The organism is Chitinivibrionales bacterium (assembly GCA_014728215.1).
Taxonomy (GTDB): Bacteria; Fibrobacterota; Chitinivibrionia; order Chitinivibrionales; family WJKA01; genus WJKA01.
The window spans coordinates 1-17,005 of the sequence record WJLZ01000140.1 but is presented as its reverse complement, the minus strand read 5'-3'; the positions used below and the strand labels follow the sequence as shown (position 1 = coordinate 17,005).

Sequence of the window (17,005 nt, the reverse complement as noted above, 5' to 3'; positions counted from 1 at the left end):
CCAGATTCGGGCACATAAATAATGCCGGAGCATTAAATTTGCTGCAGTATCGAAAGCGGTACAGAAGGGATTAGAGCCTATGGGTAAAAGCCCTGGAACAGCTTATCGCAAAATCATCAGCTTATCTTTGAATTGAACACACTCTTTCCCGGTGCTTTTCCATGCTTTCATCGTCAGCATAAATACACCGCCGGCAGCGGTCTCGGAAGGCTCCCACTCAATCATACCGGTTCCCGGTTTAATGCGGGACTGGGTATAACTCCAGATTTTGCGCCCTTTCACGTCAAATATCTCAAAAACAACTTTCCGGATCCCGGTCCAGGGAAGCGTATAATATATTCGTGCTACCCGGTTAACTGGATTTGGATAGCATCCCGCCAAACCGAGTTTCGGCGTAACGCTCATTCGGGCAAAATCATTCAAAGCATCTTCGGCGCCAACAGCCAGAATCCTGAACTCGGTACTCTGTGATGGAACTTCGACCACCGGCTCTTCGGAACCCGGTATCCATGATTGTGAGGATGGATCCATTATTTTTATCCGATAGCCATTCGGAAGTGTTTTGCCCGGATTGAATGAGCAGGTTACTGCTTCATCATGCTCCGAATCGTTCTTCAGAGCGAGCATGTAGGAAAAAACACCCCGGTCGGCCTGATGTTTCATCGTATGCCCCCGCACACGGCTACGAACACTGTCATAAACACCCAGTGAAACACCGGAAAAGGACCGGGGAAGAGAATACCAGGTCGCCGGTCCCTCTTCAGGGGTGTAGCCACAGTAAATCGGGCTCACCGGCATGCCGTTTTGGGTCACCCCCTCAATTTTGATATTCCACCCCTGCTTTCTTCCCAATTTAGCCACCCCATCTTTATAGGAAGACACCGTAGAGGGAACCGGCGGGATACGCAAGGTAACCGTATCAGAGCTTCTGTTGTAAACGGTATAACCGGTCAGCGGTGGCGGTTTCAATTCTTCAGCAGCATCATTAAGCCCCGTAATATCTTCGATATACAGCGCCTCCGAAATGTAAACATTCCGGGAGGTATTATTAAAATCCTCACGAATCTCATTTTGAACCCAGGAATAGAATTCCAGCGATTCGGCGTCATCACCGGTCGCTTCGAGAATATCACCGATCGTAATATTGAAAAGGAAGGGAAGAGCAAAATCGGTCCACTGTTGTGGAGCAAGCTCGATCCCGTACGCCTCTTTCAGGGAAACGCTTTTTCCTTTGCCGAGTCCGAACGGCATGGCTTCCCGCGCCTTGAGCCACACGACCTTGCCGGGAGTAAATTCAAACAGTGCGTCATTATCATCGGAATATTCCACCCATTTATTGCCGCTGTTTTCATTCCCTTCATGCTCGACCCATCTGAACAGACGGAATTTGCCGGGATTATACCTCCACTCCTTGTCCTTTTCGGCAAAATCTCTGAGCGCTGCTTCTGGAGAAGGATCATCTAGCGTGGCAGTCGCGGCAACCGGAATCCATTGCATGTCTTCGGTGGTAGCGACATCGGAGTTCTCCCGCAATGCCCGGCGCGATATGTTGATTGAATCCCGATGAACACCGTCCTCGATAATCAGAAGGGCCCTGACGCCGGTTTCGGGAGTAATGGCTTTTGAAGGGATCACCAGACGGATTTTCTCTTCAGCAGTACCGTCACAAAAGCCGGTATCGGTAGTACTCCCGGAAAAAGGATCATCATTCCGCGCATAGGACATTCGCCACCTGACATTGGCGATATTGTCATCAATAGTTACTTCATCAACCAGCTCTTCATCCGGGTCAATCGCATCATCGATATCGTTCTCAAAAGAGATCTCCGGCTTTTTGCTGTCCGCCATCACGATAAAGGACATGCGCCTTTTATCGGATGTCACGAATTTTTTTGTTTTTGTGTACACCATCTGATGAGCGCTGTCGACCGTGAAATTGTAATCGGCGATAATTACCCCCACGCTATCCCTGAACAATCCCAGATCGGAAGCACTGTATCCTTTTGGAATCGAATCGTAATAGATTCCCACATTGAAGGGCTGAAAGGCGTCGGCGCCCAGAGAAAAGCCGATACTTACCGGAATAAAATTGTCGGAAACATTCTCCGGAGTATATGAATAAGCGGTATCGGTAAAAATATTCGACATGGTATAACTGTCATCTTTGAACATCACGGCCTTACCATTAAATGTCTTGATTGTATCCTGGGCGAAATACCGCACGAGTTCCCAGGTGAACGACGGTGTAAGTGCGTTATCGACCCCGTTGTTGCCGGGCCCGGCCCAGGGGCCATTGGTGTTGCGCAGCCAGAGCGCAAAGTAATATTTCTTCTCGAATTCCAGTTTTCCACCAACCGCAATGGTAAATACCCCCTGTTTCTCCCCGGAATCCTCACCGATTGTGGAGACAACCTTGTTGGCAGTATTGTCGGGATTGGTTGCAACCGCTTCTAAAGAATCGGTGCTGAATGTTACCGCCAGATCAAGTTCTGTACCGGAAATCATCTGTACTCTCCAGGCGACAGCCATACCATTTGACAAAGGATCATAGCCGGCGGAATCGATAACCGCGCTATTTTGGACAGTCTCTGACGGATCGACGGCATCGGTTGTTGCGGTCCGTCGTGTATCCGAGGTTATTTCCGTCCACTGATGAGATTGCAGGTACTGCAGGGCGATAGTGTACTTTGTTTCTCCATCCAGGCCACCGATTCGCAAGCGTGTATCCGAGGACGACGGCGGCGAGACAACCTCGACCGACAAGATATCCTGATCGGAAATCTTCCCCAACTCGATTTCTCCCGGTTCGGCAACATACAGAATGCGAATACTGTCGGCATTCACCGCATCCCACCGGACACCGATACTGGTTGACTTGACCGTATCGACATATAGCGCTGTTGCAGTGGGCGGCTTGGGCCACCCTGCAATAAAGCTGGTCTGTGCAACGGTTTCGTCGGTATTTCCATTGTTCCCGACCAGCACCTGATGAACATACACGGTCTGCGTATCTCCCTGAAAAACAGGGTTGGCAAACCGCCATTCATACCGGCTCCCCTGTCTGCCGCCAAGCACCTCATCGACAGAAAATCGCCGGGTTTGAATGGTATCGTCCTGTGACAGACCGTACCACACGACAATTTCGGCAACACCCGGAGTATCGATAACGGTCAGGTTTTTGATATAAATAACCGCAGAATCCAGAGCGTTGTTATTCAACTGTACATTATCGATCGTTCCTTCATTACCAAGATACTCCGCGCTGAGGGTCAGCCGGTTATTCGGCAACATGCGGGTTTTCGCTGCATTCAACGATGAAAAGGGGCTGATTCCCTTGTCCCAGAGCGGCGAAGTCCAGAAATATGCCGAATCGGCCGACAGGCTGTCCCGGGGAATGTTGACTGTTGCATAATATATGCCGTTGTTCAGGTTTCCAAGCATATCGTCTATGGAAAAAGTCCATTGTGGATTCGGTGAGGGCACGAAGGGAGTTTCGGATGCGTTATACCACACGCCGATCTGTGTTGCCCACGGATCCTGGGATATTGGATTGTTCTGTGTCGGGATATCGGAAAGATTGCTGAAAGCGATTTCCGCTTTCGATGCCCCGGTGCTCCGGGCGGTAATGGTCACCGGGTTGTCGCTTTCCGCATATTCGATCTCATAGGTATAGCGGTCGTTTCCTGCTATACTGCCGCCATCAACGATAAGCGTGCAGGTATAGGTGCCTTTGGAGGTGTAGAGATACTGAATAGTATCGCGTTTCGATGAATAGCTTCGCTGCACGGAACCGTCGCCGAATCGCCACACCCACGAATTGATCGACCCGGTTGACTTGTCGGTGAATACCACGGTCAGGCCGTTTTTTGATGGCTGGTATTGGGTTTCAAACGATGCATGTACCGGTCGCACGACCGTGAGGCCGGCCGTGCCGCTGGTGTCGCTTCCGGCACTGTTACTCACTATGCAATAATAGCGGTTGCCGCTCATCGACTGCTGAACATTGCTCAGCGTGAGAGCAGTCTGTTCTCCCGCAAGCCCGCCGCCTTCCTGATACCATTTATAGTTCATGGGGCTCGAGCCGGTGACCGCGAGGGAAAATTCGGCATTGCCGCCTTCGAGAACAGTATAATCCTGGGGATTTGACGTAATTGAAGGAACCGCACTGGTAACCTGTAGGGTCGCAGTGTTCGAGGTATCTGATCCCTGAGAATTCCAGACAGCAACTTTATAGTCGCCGGCATCAGAGGTCTGGACATTAGTTATGCGGTAGGTAGATCCGGTAGCTCCGCTGAGAGAACTTGTCCCCTTGAACCACTGATACTGCGGTGCCGGAAAACCGGTTGCCGTCACCGTGAATGTTACCGATGTACCCGCATCGACATTTTGCGACTGGGGATGAGTGGTTACCTGAGGCGCTGCCATGTCCTGTTCCATTATCACCAGACTCTGGTTGCCGGGGTGCTGATTTTTGTAGCAGAGCATGATCCAGTCGTCAGAGCGCGCCACCGAAGATACCCTGACTTCATCAACCGGCCCTTCAAGAAATTCATTCATTCCATTATAATTCCAGGCGCCGATAAAGGCGTTTGTCGAAGTGGTGGGAATTGTTACGGAGCCGTCAATGTCGTTAGCGGAAGCGCCATTATAATAGATTGTTCTTTCGGAAGGTCCCACAGTAGCGGTAACATACGACCATCCACCGGTGGTGTCAATCGGTGAGGTAAGATTAAGGTATTTTTCTCCAGATGAGGTATTGATAAACAAGGTGACAAGAGCGTCGCTGGTCGGATTACTGGTATGATAAAGCTTGTAGTCGAGCCCCTTGGCGAAAATAACACCGGGAACTGCCGATCTTTTTACCCATGCCGAAATGGTAAGCTGACCGCTAAGGGCAAGTGATGACGATTGCTCTATCGATATATACTCACCGTTCCCCAGAGAGTCGGCCCCGTTGATCACCCCACGGATCGACTCATTGCCGTTGTAGTTCTCCGGTTTGCCGTTGTTACCGTTGCCGGTGGCATCATTTTTTGTGAGAGCGCCGCTTTCATTCAAATGCCAGACTCCGGCAAACCCGTTTGATGAATCGAATACCGATGCCCCATTCGATTCGCTCGATGCATTCGGGTTACCCCAGTACATGCGAATGTACTGCGAAGAATTACCCCCGCGAATCGTATCGACTTTTACCCATAGCACCGCCCGTTTGCCCGTTTGATCCCACTCTTCGATTTCATAATAAAGCGGCTTTGTGCTGTCGCTTTTGGTAAAGCGGATATCTTCTCCCTGTGATTTTGCGGCGCTGAAATTAAAATTTGATGAATCCAGACGAATCAGTACCGGAAAATTATAAACAGGATTTGCGACATTGGCGCCTGATGAACTTGTGTTGAGATAGATTTTAGCCTGGGCACTCCATCCCGAATCGGGATAGTCGGCGCCAAAAAGACTGAGGCTTATAATCGCAACAAGTCCGACAGAAGTCCTTAGGCGGTCAATTGAGAATAAAACGCTTTTTTTAACGCATTCTGCTTTTCGCTCAACGAGCGGATGAAAGGATTTCATAGCAGCGTCCGTTCCTCTTTTTAACTGTTTTCGCCTTCTTTAATAACATACTATATAACACTTGGCAATAAAATAATTTCTTCGCCATAAGCGCGGTAACCCGGATAAATTTTCATGAATCACCCTCTTCTCACCGCATAAATATTTGTTAAAAACCTGCCTTTTTTGCCGATTCAAATCCCCGTACAACTCCAAGGCTCAACTCTTCAACGATCTGATCTGATTTTTCATCACCATAGACATCGATATAATCGATAGTAATCACCACGATAGCCCGGTAGACACCCGGGGCGTTTTTCATGCCCCGGTCATTGACTCCGCTCCAGTAAAATCCCAGTTTCTTATCGCCTGCCCAGTGTGATCGCCAATCATCCAGAACACAATTACTCAAGCTTTTTTGGGCATATACCAGGTTGCCGGCGACATCGTACACTTTGAAATTCCCCCGAATATCCATTCTCCGGATATTCTCGCTGTTGGAAGGAAGGGGAACCGAGAGGATTATCGCTATACCGCCGTTTTCATGGGCCATCTTGGCAGCTACCATAGGGCTGTACGCTAAAAGATCGTCGTTTATGCCCACTGAATTTGCAGCGGGAGGAAATGGATTTGGTCCAGCCGATATCCTCAATTCGATACCGGTTATATCAATGGGAACCAGCCTGTTTTTATACACTTTCTGAATATTTTCCGATTCATCGATAATATCTTTTTTTTCGGCGCCCACCCGGATATTCATTAAATGATTGAACGAAAGATCCCGGCCGTTTGTCATTAAAAAAATCGCCTGGTCCTTTCTTTTTGATGTATGAAAAAAATCGATCCCTTCAAGCAGCGTATCGACCGGAATCGTATCACTCCCGGTTACGAACCAGACATAGAACATGAGCTGCGGCTCGTGTGTCTGCCGCGATCCCAGCGATCGTTTTAGGTTTTCGCTGAATGTAATCGTTATTTCATCCTTGTGACGGTCATTGTAATCGGACATTGTTTTTTCCACTTCCCAGATCACCGGAGCAGCGCCGTCAGTTGACTCAATCAGCGTATCGAGTACCATCTCATGGCCGGTGATCCGTACCTCCGGAAGCCAGGCGGTCTGGGGCGTCGATGTTGTCTCCTCTTTGAATGAAACATAAAAGAGGCTGTCACGCTCACTCCCGGAGACCGGGCTGATACCGGTAATGTCAAAGGCGTAATTCCCGATTTCGATATTCATGCCGCCGGTGTCGGGAACGGATATTCTTCTCGAAAACACCAAAAGCATGCCATCAAGATACCCGTTGGCATCCATATCCTGCGTGATTGCAGCGGTAAAGGACCCTTTGGGAGCGATCAGCTTCACATAAAAAGAATCGGCCAACGAGCTGTTTGCCAGGGGAGTTCCGATAATGTTGCCGGCTTTATCGTAAACATTGGTGAATGGCGCTTCGTAGTAGATCCTGCAGACCGAATCGGTTCCGACCGGATGAATCGTGCCGCTGATATCCCAGTCACTTGTTTCACAGCCCCGGTAATTCCCATAGATATCGTATCCTTCAATTTCTGCAACCACAAATTCTCCCGGTTCCAAAACAAGGGTGTCGGTGATTTCAGTTTCGCTCGTTTTATCGACAATTTTTATGGCTGCAAGCTCACCGGGAAATACTCTGAACTGCCGGGTGGATACGGTCAGGCCGCCAAGCCGCACAGTCAATTGATTACGTGAATCTTCGTGGGCAGGAGCATAGTAGAGCACGAATTTGGTTGTGTCAATGCCATTTTCAAAACATTGCGCTACTTTATTACCGGTGTTGTTGCCGGTATTCAGAACGCCCATGGAACTGTCGACAATAAAAATTGGCTCAGGACGGCTTGTACTCCCCTGCCCGAGTTCTTCCCGGTAGACAACCGAATCGCCTCCCGGCCCCGGATAACAGAATGCCCCCGGCACAAGACCGAGATCGTTGGAAATGCGGATAACAGCGCTTACTGTATCGCCCGCTTTGATACTGTCTGATGGCTGATGACTGATAATCCTGAATTCGGCCCGGGAGGGGTATCCCGGATCGAATCTGAAGGCAATCGAATCGGACGCTGCATTGCCGTAGGAAACTTTTATATACCCGCTCCCGGTATCGATCGGTTCGAACTGCCATGTGGAATAACGGCCGGATGGCTGGTTTGCAAGAGGGATTTGCCCGGTTGTGGGGTCAAAGCGCCATTCGCCGGTAACCATAACCCAGTTGCGGGTGTCCGACCGACGCCCCTCAACGATAAGCGTGGTATCACCGCTGCCGGTGCGCATGTAGAGTGAATCGACATCAATAAACTGCCCCCCGCTACCGATCTTGATCCTCAGCTCGGTGACAAAATAGGATGCCGTGATAACCACCACCGAATCGGACTGGTTGCCACTGGTTGCATAAACAAACGTTTCATCGGTTTCACCGGTATTTTTGGTGATTACCCCTTCTCCTGAAGAAGCGTTTCCCGGTGTAGCTTTCACGACATTGGTATCGAAAGCATCCCACGATGCACCAACTGCCGGGCCGATATAATTGCTCTCGATATCCCGCACTACCGCATAGGCGGTATCAGAGACATGGGATGCATCGATGATAATCGTGTCAACCGGATTATTGTCGTACAGATCTGTTACCGTCGAATCGGATGATGCCTCTATGACAAGGTGATCGGGTGTGCCGGGAACGATTAAAAGCCTGACCGTATCGGATAGCTCGCCATATTGATCCTTATCAAAACAAACGATCATATCGACCGTTTTGCGGGCCTGTTTCGGGTAAAAAGAGACTACATAGCCTATGGTTCTGTTCAAAACACCAAGCGCAGTATCGCCTGCAAGCCCGGAGACGGTGTTGAGATACTCCCAGGTAAAGCGATGATCGAATGCGGGATTTTCGAATTTTTCGACCCATGTACTGCCGGCAAAGAGCTTTCCCACAAGCGGAAATTTGACTCCTGCGGTACAAACGACCATTGCGGGATGATCGGCATAATTGACAGATGGCGGCATCGCTCCGGCAAAGTTGTAGAGCTGGATATCATCGGGAATAACCCGCACGGGCATCGATGCGCCGGCGGTGTCGCGATGGTCATGCGGATGCTCCCATCCGACCCACAGCGTATCATCGAAATTCGCTTCGGAGGTCCCGTTCTGATGTTCGGCCCTTTTCGCTCCTGATACAAACGGATACGTACCCTCGAAAATGGCTGCATTTCCCTGAAAACGGGGATTCGACAAGGTAATTTCTTCGATATCCCCGTTACCGGTTCGTGCATAGATTGTCACTTCGGTCAGATCGGAAGACCAGGTAGTAAACCTGATTCGATACCAGCCATCCTGGTTTGTCAAAGAATCGGCGGGTTCGACAAACGCAAGCCTGCTCATCGGTGTGCAGACAAACACCGAGCATGCGCTTGACGCCCCCGAGACATCGAGCGCGAAAGAAAAGTGTATGGTAGTATCGATCCCCTGCGATGAGGTGAACGTTGCAGTCACCTCCATGCCGTTGATACCTGGTTCGAGTGCGATGATATTATCAAAAGCGACATCGAATATCCCGGTTTGTGTCGATGATTCCGTTACCTCGCTGCTGTTGACGGCAATGCTGTTGGTGTTGTTGCGTGCGGTGACCGAGCCGCCGGAAAAATCGGCCTCCAGTTCACCGATAATTTGCATGACAACGCTTCTGAGGCTGTCGGGGGCATTGTAGGGAATTTCGTAATAGCGGGCATCGGTAGAAAGCGCCCGAAGATCCGCTCCTTCCGAGCCGCCGACACCTAAGAAGATACCGTAAACCGGAATCGTGTCGCCGGTCGGGTTATTGCCGTTCAGAAAAGCAATCTGCCCGGCGGTCGCAGGACCATCCTTGGCCCGCCCGTCCGAAAAGAAAATAATCGCCTTGGATTCGTTGGGAGTCAGCGTCTGGTTGGAAAACCATGCAAGAGCCGTATCGAGCGGCAACCGGTAATTTGTTCCTCCACAGACATCGTTACGTGCATCGATAATCCTTTCGAGATCGTCAACCCGAACATCAAACAGGGCTTTACCCTGTGCATCAAGAGGCACAGGAGCCAGATACTGTGTAGCACCAAAAAGAGGTCCTTCACCTGCTATGTATAACTGGCCGCAGAACCCCAGATAGCCGATTGTCGATTGAGCGGCATGCTCCGATGCAGCAAATTCATCGATACCCGCCTGAAGCGCTATTGCCCGCCGGCCGAATGGATCCCCGGCCCTCCACCCGCCGTAAAGCTGCCCGACAACCGGAATGCTGATTGTGCCAAATTGATATGCAATAGTCGTATCCCTGAGAGGCGTCTGGCTTCCGGAGATATGATAGCCTATATTGCCGTTGATATCGGCGACTTGTGGTTCCATGCTGCCGGAGAGATCCATGATAACGATCAGATCGGTCGCCGCCTGAATCCTAATATCCTCCAGACACAATCGCAATCCGGTCCGCGAAATCCGGGTCACATCCCCGGGCGCCTGAATGACCGCGCCGTTCATCATAGTGCTGTCAAGGCAGATATCATGCGTGCAATTGTCCCACTGATAGGTACAGATCGAGTCTTGGGCAGGGATAGTCGAAACGAAAAGCAGGAGCGGCAGTATCGGTAATAGAAATACGCGAGCCAAAAAAGTCATAGCGGCTAGTTTCTTATCTGAAATCAAAGGGAAAGCAGGAAGACAGTGAGAATACAACCAGTCCTGCCCCCCGGCAACGTGATTATATTCTATAAAATATATCAACCTGACCAATAAAATCATATCTGCAGGAGGATTCGCCGGAAATATGGATTATAAGCCCCCCTTGCTATCCGATCTTGACGAGACACCCTTTTTTGTTACATTGCTAACAGAATATCCGGCTTAATACGTTCCCCCTATGGTCGCATGTTTATGTATTATGGTTTATATTTTAAATTGCTTTCACTGGATTATAGTGCTATATTAATTTCATGCACGTTGTTCAAGAATAGAACACGGATACGACGGATTCGCGCTGATCTGAAAATTTTTAAATTGATAATAAGAGGACAGAGCTGTCCAAAATAGAACGCCGATGACGCCAATTTGGCTGATTAACGCTGATTTTTTGATATTTTTATATTTCTGATCGGCGAATATCAGGTAGTATGAAGTCAACTCCCGAAGAAACCACACGAGGTGATTATTGATTGCATTCGACAACGTAACAGTCAACGTTTCAGATACCATACTACTCAAAGAGATACGGTTCACTGTCGAAACCGGCGAAAAGACGATAATCGGCGGTCCCTCCGGTTCAGGCAAATCGACAATCCTGCTTACCCTGATGGGCGCCTATGCGCCGTCGAGCGGACACGTGCTGTTTAACGGGGAAATAATAACCGCACAAAACGTGACGTCGGTCCGCAAGGCGGTCGCCTTTATTGCGCAGGAGCCGGTTTTAGGTACAGGAAGCGTTCGTGAGGGCCTGTTGCTGCCCTTTACGTTCAAGGCCAACAAGCATGCGTATCCCTCCAACGAACAAATCAGTGAAATCCTGGAACGGCTCAAGCTTCCGCTTGAAATCCTGGATCGCGATACTGCGCTCGTATCCGGTGGAGAAAAGCAACGGATCGCTATCGCCCGTGCACTTCTTGCCGGTAAAGACATTTTTATTGTGGATGAAATCACTTCGGCCCTCGATGAAACCAGCAACCGCATTGTACTCGACCTTTTTCTTCAGCCCAAATTTACGGTTTTGGCCGTCTCACACCACCCGCAATGGCTGGAGCGCTTTGACAAGGTGATAACAATGGAGCATGGAACAATTACAAGCGTACACCGCAACCGGAGGAATGAGTCATGACAACCCGTGATTTGAATTTTTTGGAACTTGCCCTTATTTACGCAATGCTTGCAGTGCCGATACTGATAATGGCTGCGTATCGAATCGGACTGATACGAAAGACCCTGATTGCTATTGTCCGGATGTCACTACAGCTTGCGCTTGTGGGCCTGTATCTGAGATTTATTTTCGAATTCAACAATCTCTGGCTCAATATCGCATGGCTTCTGGTGATGATCACCGTTGCATCATCGAATGTACTGAGCTCTGCAGGATTACGTGTCGGTAAGCTACTTCCCATGCTGCTTGGCGGCATCGCGCTCAGCACCCTGTCGGTACTTGCAGTATTCGTTTTCGCCGCACTTCGCCCCGACCCTTTGTACGATGCCCGCTACCTTATCCCTATCGGCGGCATGATTCTCGGCAACTGCATGCGCGGCAATGTGATCAGCCTCGAGCGGTTCTTTTCGGGAATTCGGCATAACCGCAAGGAATACATGAGCAGCCTGTTTATGGGCGCCACAGTAACCGAGGCGATCCGCCCCTGGATCCGCCGTTCGATCACTGCCGCCCTCTCCCCCACAATCAGCACCATGGCCACCATGGGAATCGTCTCACTGCCCGGCATGATGACCGGCCAGATCCTTGGCGGCTCGTCTCCCCTTACGGCAATCAAATATCAGATGGCGATCATGGTCGCGATTTTCGTGTCGGTGGCCCTGGGCGCCTGGCTCAATCTTGCCCTCTGCACCCGAGTGGGGTTTGGCGAATATGGGATGTTGCGGGAGGATATATTTGGGTAGCAAGATTGACGTTTCCAGGCGTTTGACGGATTATTGAAACAGCGCATTCCAGAGACCTTGATTCTATAGGTGTGAGAGACGGCCGCATCCCTGCAAAGGCCGGTAATACTCTTCAAACAGCTAAGTGCTGCCAGGATCGAAAAGCACGGCCTGCGTTTTTATTGTCTTCGATTCAGACGCCATGTATCCCATCCTCCTCTATCGGACAGCAAGATTCAAAACGCGGTACTGATACCGTTCTTCATTTCCCCCGATTACAATGATATACCGTCCCGATGCAACATCACTACCATACCGATTCAAACCGTCCCAGTGCACAACTGAACTATCGGGCGAAACCGGTAATGTTTGTATTATGCGGCCGCGAATATCGAGAATGTCGATCCGGGTTACCGGGGTTTTTCCAGAGACGGAGAAGGTAACCTTTCCTTTAAATCGCCCAGTGAGCGAAAAGTGTAATTGTCGCAATCCCGCTGCCGGAAACCGGGAGGTATTTTGGCGTACCTGGGATGCCGGAGTGACATCTGAAAAGGCAATCCCATTGAAATCCTGGACGTTGTAGCCGAAATCCAGGGCAAACCGTTCGAGCGCTGCTTCGGCCTGTGCGGTAACAGTGTCGTTCATAATCGGTTTTCTGAGATTATAGACGGTTGCGTAATCAACCGCGGGTCCGAATGTTCCCATAATCAAACGGTGCGTATTCTTATTGGGCGCCCCGCTTGGACCGCCGTTGGCCGACCAGAGCGAGTCGATAATACATAATTGCTGACGAGACGGATTGCCGCCGACAACGGCATCGCTTTTGTTAATTGCCAGCAGGTAATCGAGATCGCCATGGCCGTGGGGCTGCGGGGTGAATGTACCGAAATGGTTTTTCATAGTCAGCGTACACCCGCCCCGGGAGTCACCGTGGCCTTTATTGACCGCGAAATTGACCAATATGTCAACTCTCCCGTCGGCAATATGTTTCGTACATTCATAATTGCCTTCATCGGGAGACGGAGTCGGCGCATCGTGTGTACCACCCAGCAATGAACTGTAATTGCTCACCACAACCCCGTCGGGAAGGTATGCGCCGGTATATCCCTGTGGGAGGTTGTCTAAGCCGGCGAACGGAGTGTACAAACCTGCCGCATTGTGTTTACCGTCATACACGATCATATTGGAGTATCGCGCACCGAGGCCCGAAGGACCAAGAACAAGGCATATCTTTTCGACCACTGCGAGGCGGGGGTGGTTTTCGGCTATGCAATTGACTTTCATCGCAATGACCACCTCATCCCATGATTTATTTGCCGGTTTCCTGAATATTTTGGCCCACGCCGTCGACGGTGTTTGTTCCTGAGCCAGTTCCTTGGCCATCTCATCGAGATTGGCATGGATAGTGTCCCGGTCGACATAAGTGTTCTGATTAACCATTTGATTAAAATTGCTTATATCGTTGCAATCGAGGGTTACCATATCGGGGTCATGGCAGCAGACGACCCGGAGATTATCGATATCGGGATTGATCTGCATCCCATTCTGCCAACCGCCGGTTTTTGCCGCCGCCGGGGCGGAGATACCGGCCAGACCTATACCGGCGGTCCCGGCCGCCGTCGATTTAATGAAGCGCCGTCGTGAATAATGACATCCATTTTTCATCAAATACCACCTTTCCCTTGTTTAATGAAATTATCGGGAACGCTTTTCGTACAACGCGAGAAACGAATATGCCGTACTCCGGGCATCGGTGACCTCCTGAAAACCATACATAAACATAATAACATAAAACCGGTCAAATACACCGAGGCAGTTATAATCGCCCCCCGTTTTCAACAATGAGGCCGTTGTATTGTCGAACCCGTTGATATCATAAGCAGTATTACCGTTGTTAACCATTTCGGTTTTTTCTTCGGCAAATGCGGTTTGTGCTTGCGTGGTGTTGGAGAATTCGATACAATATACGCTTATTTCCCGGTTGTCTGTTCCGGAAAAGGACTGAAGGAACGCTCCGGTGATATCGAGTCCCCAATTGTCCTCGTAGCTATAAGCCCGGCCGTTGAATGCATCATTGGCCAACTGGTCGACACCGCTGAAGTCTTTTTCGGCGGTTTTTGTCCACGGCGAAATATCCCCCGATTCCAGTTTGTAATCATTGAGGGCGGCCGCATTATTGTTGTCTTCCTCTTTGACAACTTTACATGCGATTATCGACAAGAACACTAAAAGTGAAACATAAACCGACAGTTTCATAATCATAAAAAATCTCCTTTCGTATTGGGTGGATTCTGGTTAAAAATAGATCGACATTCGAAAAACACTTTCATAATCACCAAAAGATCCCTTTATCCAGTTTATTGTATGCCGCGTATCGAAATGGATATTCGGCACGATATGAAGCCGCAGGTAGTAAGCAATCGAATGATCGGCATGGGGCTCGAATGATCCGCCGCCATAATGCCACAACGGAGCATACGACATTTCGGTGTTGACTGCTTTTAGCAGAAAAAGGTCTCGTTTACGAACATACATTTTTATTCGCGGTCCCACATTGCCCGTGGAGCCCGAATCCTTAGTCGTATACATTCCTTTCACGTCCATATTGGTACGAAGCCATGGCAGCCACGAGCGATCATACCGGATAAAACCTTCATGCTGCTCGGTATCATTATTTATCAGGAAATAATCCCACACGGTTTTCATGAGTCCGGCAGGCCCCATCGACCATTGCACTTCATTTTCGGTCGAGAAAAAGTCGGCCGTATCGCTGAAAGTCCAGGTATTCATGTTGGTAATCGTAAAACCGTCAAAAGGAAAAAGGTAGAAGCCGAAAAACGGTGAAAGGGTGCGGTAATCGGCATGTGTAAGCATTACCATATCGTCAGCCACATTGTCTTGTGGAGCGGGAATGAGACGGGCGCTTTCACGAATGCCCGTACGGGGTGAGAGCCGGCCCAGCGGTGGAAACCAGGCGCCGGGTTTAAGGATAGCGATTATTTCACGTTCGATCCGGAGGGTGTCGGCCGAATTTCTGAAACGCCTGAACTCCAGGGTGTACCTGCCGTTTAGATCGCATCCGGGAGGGGCATTGAAAGTAGACAGTTGCAGTGATGGCGTCCATTCACGGCTTAATAACGAGGTTCCCGGATAGATCCGGTATGCCCCCTCACCAGTAAGCGCTACCGAATTGGTAATAGTGGCTGTTCCGTATCCGGAGACGCCGTGACCGGCGCTTTTTTCGCGGGTAAGACGATTGGCGCCCTGAAAATGATTATAGGAAAGAGAATATTTGAATTTTTGTATACGGAGAAAACGACTGACAAAATCGGATTGGGCTTCATAGACCGTCAGACGCACTTTATCTTTCAGCATGTCGATATTTTTCATGGAATCGGCCGTAGTATCGGAGAAGCCCGAAGAAGCGAGGGAGTCGGTTTTATCCCTTGCGTCAATGGTATAGCGCGCTGCCGTGACATCGAAAAATGGGAGGCCGGGAACGTGGATATGGCCGGTCAAAGCATGTCGATGTCGCGTGCCGCCGCTTGAATTGATGGAATTTACGGAATAGCCGGCGGTGATATCGGGGGTGAAATCGAAAGCAGCTGCGGCGTTGACTGCATTTTCGAGCAGCCCGAAACCTTTTTCCATGGGCCGGGTAGATTCATATGCAGTATCGACCAGAAAGGCGTCGAAAGAAAGGCCCAGCCGGCCGCCAATGCGATTTCGTGAAGAAACATGTCCGGCGCCGGCGCCGTTTAGAGAGTTCCAGGCCCCCTCTGGATGGAATTTGAAGACCGATTTATTTTTCTTCAAGCGATATTCTATCGGGGCCCCGAAATTAACCGTGTGGGTCAATGCCGTATCATCGCGGGCAAGGTACGATGAGCGCAATCGGACCCATTCGGACGGCGCGACCTCGCCGACAGCGTATGCTGTTGTCCCGAAATGATTCCGGGGTATCAGCTCGGGTTGCTCGATATCGCCGTCCGGTATCGTCTCTGTTTCATAGGATATCAGGATAACCGATGCAGGATCGATAATGTCGCGCGCGGTTCGCTGCATCGAAATCGTGCCGGTTTCGGCGATAAACTGAAAAGCGCCCTTGTCCAGCTCTTCACCGTCAACCCAGATCCTCACCGAACCCGGGACGATCATAACAGTATCCGTATCCTCTTTCAGGAGGTAAATGCCCGACGAAGAATATTCCATGGTAGTCCAGCTGACCCGGGATACGGCAAACCCGCCTCCGGCAGCACCGGTAATCACCGGGAGATCGCGATCGGCAAGCCTCTTCCTGCTCTGGACCGCCATGCCGCCCCCTTCATAGCGGGTAAGGGGGATAAGCTCCGATGAGAGACGTCTGGTGTCACCAGTACCGGCTTCGACGGTTTCGATATTATCGGTGCGGTTGCCGCGATATGAGAGCCCCCGCCTGGTTTTTCTGTTCCGCCGTGAGTTGTCGAAAAACAGGTCCATGTACCGGTTGCCGCGCAACTCGGTATGCAGGGTCAGGTCGGCGGGAATATCCACGGACGCCGGCACGAAAAGCGCAGCCTCCCGTCCAAGAGAATCGAGAATAAAAGTGGTATCGCCGCTCGATGAATCGATCTGCATGCCAAGGGTATCGTATTGATAACCAAACCGCAGAGGATATTTAATCCTGCCGATTTTGCCGCTCAGGCTCGTTTTGGTAGTGCCGAATGTTTTGACACGAAGCCCTTCTTCATTCCATCGGAAAGGGCTCCGACCGTGTCCGGAACCCGCCAGTGGTATCCGTTCCCACTGCTCGGTGTTCGGTTCCAGCAAATAGAGTGAATTCCTGAAAAGAAAAAC

At 50.3% G+C, this 17,005-nt stretch carries 7 protein-coding genes; 2 read left to right on the top strand and 5 right to left on the bottom strand.

The genetic code is table 11. The annotated features are described in order from the left end of the window. Positions 1 to 102: 102 nt before the first annotated feature. Complete coding sequence (locus tag GF401_11695; GenBank protein MBD3345714.1) at positions 103 to 5,568, bottom strand: DUF2341 domain-containing protein; 5,466 nt, start codon at positions 5,566 to 5,568, stop codon at positions 103 to 105. A gap of 148 nt (positions 5,569 to 5,716) precedes the next feature. Beyond that, a complete protein-coding gene (locus GF401_11690; protein MBD3345713.1) occupies positions 5,717 to 10,219 on the bottom strand; it encodes a hypothetical protein in 4,503 nt (1,500 codons plus the stop codon). Between the two features lie 529 nt (positions 10,220 to 10,748). Here GF401_11690 and GF401_11685 point away from each other — a divergent pair. Further along, positions 10,749 to 11,408: an ATP-binding cassette domain-containing protein gene (locus GF401_11685; GenBank protein ID MBD3345712.1), complete on the top strand. Its 660-nt coding sequence runs from the start codon at positions 10,749 to 10,751 to the stop codon at positions 11,406 to 11,408. Next, a complete protein-coding gene (locus tag GF401_11680) occupies positions 11,405 to 12,190 on the top strand; it encodes an ABC transporter permease (GenBank protein MBD3345711.1) in 786 nt (261 codons plus the stop codon). The genes GF401_11685 and GF401_11680 overlap by 4 nt, the downstream gene beginning before the upstream one ends. A gap of 198 nt (positions 12,191 to 12,388) precedes the next feature. Here GF401_11680 and GF401_11675 read toward each other — a convergent pair whose 3' ends face one another. Genes GF401_11675 through GF401_11665 form a run of 3 tightly spaced genes read right to left on the bottom strand, consistent with a single transcriptional unit; the run spans position 12,389 to position 16,978 of the window. Beyond that, positions 12,389 to 13,834, bottom strand: coding sequence for a DUF362 domain-containing protein (locus GF401_11675; GenBank protein MBD3345710.1), 1,446 nt, complete (start codon positions 13,832 to 13,834; stop codon positions 12,389 to 12,391). 30 nt (positions 13,835 to 13,864) lie between these two features. Further along, the gene (locus GF401_11670) at positions 13,865 to 14,431 is read right to left on the bottom strand and encodes a hypothetical protein (protein ID MBD3345709.1); all 567 of its coding nucleotides are present in this window, start codon (positions 14,429 to 14,431) and stop codon (positions 13,865 to 13,867) included. A gap of 33 nt (positions 14,432 to 14,464) precedes the next feature. Next, positions 14,465 to 16,978 carry a hypothetical protein gene (locus tag GF401_11665; protein MBD3345708.1) on the bottom strand — a complete coding sequence of 838 codons (2,514 nt, stop codon included), beginning with the start codon at positions 16,976 to 16,978 and terminating at the stop codon, positions 14,465 to 14,467. Between the last annotated feature and the right edge of the window lie 27 nt (positions 16,979 to 17,005).

Bases quoted from the DNA above. Each gene is read 5' to 3' on its own strand.
- GF401_11670 (MBD3345709.1), bottom strand. From the start codon at position 14,431: ATGATTATGAAACTGTCGGTTTATGTTTCACTTTTAGTGTTCTTGTCG.
- GF401_11695 (MBD3345714.1), bottom strand. From the start codon at position 5,568: ATGAAATCCTTTCATCCGCTCGTTGAGCGAAAAGCAGAATGCGTTAAA.
- GF401_11675 (MBD3345710.1), bottom strand. From the start codon at position 13,834: ATGAAAAATGGATGTCATTATTCACGACGGCGCTTCATTAAATCGACG.
- GF401_11680 (MBD3345711.1), top strand. From the start codon at position 11,405: ATGACAACCCGTGATTTGAATTTTTTGGAACTTGCCCTTATTTACGCA.
- GF401_11690 (MBD3345713.1), bottom strand. From the start codon at position 10,219: ATGACTTTTTTGGCTCGCGTATTTCTATTACCGATACTGCCGCTCCTG.